Origin of the sequence: uncultured Planktosalinus sp. (assembly GCF_963973675.1) — a bacterium.
Classification (GTDB): domain Bacteria; phylum Bacteroidota; class Bacteroidia; order Flavobacteriales; family Flavobacteriaceae; genus Planktosalinus.
Window position 1 is genome coordinate 1 of the sequence record NZ_CAXBAN010000384.1, and the last position, 2468, is coordinate 2468.

The 2468-nt window shown below is 35.3% G+C and carries 2 protein-coding genes; one reads left to right on the top strand and one right to left on the bottom strand.

The genetic code is table 11. The annotated features are described in order from the left end of the window. A partial coding sequence (locus AACY61_RS12350; protein ID WP_339611882.1) for a prolyl oligopeptidase family serine peptidase occupies positions 1–1203 on the top strand: 1203 nt, incomplete at its 5' end. Between the two features lie 53 nt (positions 1204–1256). Here the strand turns inward: AACY61_RS12350 and AACY61_RS12355 are convergent. Next, positions 1257–2261, bottom strand: coding sequence for an FAD:protein FMN transferase (locus tag AACY61_RS12355; protein WP_339611883.1), 1005 nt, complete (start codon positions 2259–2261; stop codon positions 1257–1259). Between the last annotated feature and the right edge of the window lie 207 nt (positions 2262–2468).

Genomic DNA, 2468 nt, shown 5'->3' on the forward strand with positions numbered 1-2468 from the left:
AATCCAACTGACCCCGCTGAGGAACCCACACTATTTATTGAAAGAAACTACCAAGACAGATACAGTGACCCCGGAAGTTTCGTTACAAAACGTAATGAATATGGTCGCAATGTATTGGAAATAGATAACAACACCATTTATTTAATTGGAGACGGATATTCACCTGAAGGTAAATTGCCATTTGTTGACCAATACAATCTTAATACTAAGGAAACAGAAAGATTGTACAGAGCCAAACCTAATGAAATGCTTGAAAGCATCATTAGAATGATAGATGTGAAAAAAAGGACTGTACTAACAAGACTGGAAAGCAGTAATCAATTTCCAAACTATTTCATCAGAAATATTAAAACAAACGAATTAGAACAAATTTCCGATTTCAAAAATCCATTTAAAGCAATTCAGGATGTTCATAAAGAGGTTATTACATACAAAAGAGAGGATGGTCTTGACCTCTCAGCAACTCTTTACCTCCCTGTTGATTATGATAAAAACAAGAAATACCCCATGATAATGTGGGCATATCCCAGAGAATTTGTTGATGCTTCAAGTGCATCACAAGTAACTTCCAGTAGTAAGGAATTTACCTATCTTAGTTATGGTACACCATTATATTGGGTAAATCGTGGTTATGTTGTTTTGGATGACGCTGCTTTTCCAATCATTGGGGAAGACGGCGAACAACCTAATGATACTTTTGTAGAACAATTGGTTGCCAATGCAAAAGCAGCCATCGATGCTGTAGATGCGTTAGGGTATATTGACCGAAGTCGTGTAGCTGTTGGAGGACACAGTTATGGTGCCTTTATGACTGCAAATTTACTTTCACACTCCAATTTATTTGCAGCAGGAATTGCCCGCAGCGGTGCTTACAACAGAACTTTAACTCCATTTGGTTTTCAGGCAGAAGAACGAAACTACTGGGAAGCACCTGAAATTTATTACTCAATGTCACCCTTCATGAATGCCGAAAAAATGAAAACACCTTTACTATTGATACATGGTGAAGCTGATAATAATTCAGGCACTTACCCCATGCAAAGCGAGCGTTACTTTAATGCATTAAAAGGCTTGGGAGCTCCTGTGAGATTGGTTATGTTACCCAATGAAAGCCACGGTTATACTGCGAGAGAAAGTATTATGCATTTGCTGTGGGAACAAGATCAGTGGCTCGAAAAATATGTGAAGAATAAAGCGAAATAATCTTTTAAAAAAACCGAAAATAAACCTCTTTATGATTTAGTAAAGGGGTTTATTTATTCCAACACAATTTTTTGAAAACCTTCTGTTAACCATTCCTGAAGGTTTCCTTCTTCATCTACATAAATAACATAAGCATCAATGGTTGTATGCTCTTCTAAAAAAAAATGTGTTTCTTCAAGTTCCATGACCATAAACGCAGTTGCATAAGCATCGGCTTCTGCACAGGTTTTAGCAAGTACTGAAACGCTCAGTACATTACTTTTCTTTGGCCAACCTGATTTAGGGTTTATAGAATGTACATAGTGGGTTCCGGTTTCGGGATCAATACGGGTTTTTCTGTAATTACCGGAAGTTGCCATTGCGGCATTTTTTAGCTTAATCTTTTTAATGAGTCTGCGTTCTTCAGTTTGAGTGGGATCATCGATTCCCACAATCCAATCATTTCCTGTGTTTTTGTTATCCCCTTTTGCTAAAAGCTCTCCCCCCAATTCTATTAAATAATTTTGAATGTTATTTGAGTCTAAAGTTTTTCCTAATAAATCAATTGTATATCCTTTGGCAATAGCATTAAAATCAATAAAAGTGCGTGGGTCTTGCTTCTTTATAATGTTATCTTTTGTTAATAACAACTTTTCAAATCCTACAAATTCTTTGATACTGTCAACTTGAGTACTGTCAATTCCTCTTAATTTTCCTTGAGGTCCAAAACCATAAGCATTTACTAATGGACCCACCGTCGGATCAAAATAGCCATTGGTCTCTGTCCATATATTTTTTGAAAGTAAGTATACAGTTTCAAAATGTTTGTCTATAATAACAGTAGAGTCACCAACATTTATTTTAGAAATATCAGATGAAGGCAAATAGGTAGACATTGATTGATTAACAAGGTCAAAGACTTTTATCAGAGCTTCATGATAGTCTTGGTCACCGTCGTATTGTATACTGTAAGTTGTTCCAAGAGCCTCTCCGGAATTTTGGATTAAAGAAGTAGACGTTTCCTTATTTTTACAGGAAAGGCTTAAAATTAAAAGGCAAAAAAAGAGTAAGTATTTCATTTATTTTTAAATAAGGATGTATTTATTGCTAAAAAAGGATTCAGTTTATTTCCTGAATTCCTTTGTAAATGAACGTATAATCTTGATTCTTAACAATGGGGTTTTGGTAATTATCACCGTGTCCTAATCCGACTCCTGCATAATAGGTTTTTGCTTCAAATTTATCGGCGTGTTCTTTTATTTTTTTCATAAAGACTTGATCATATT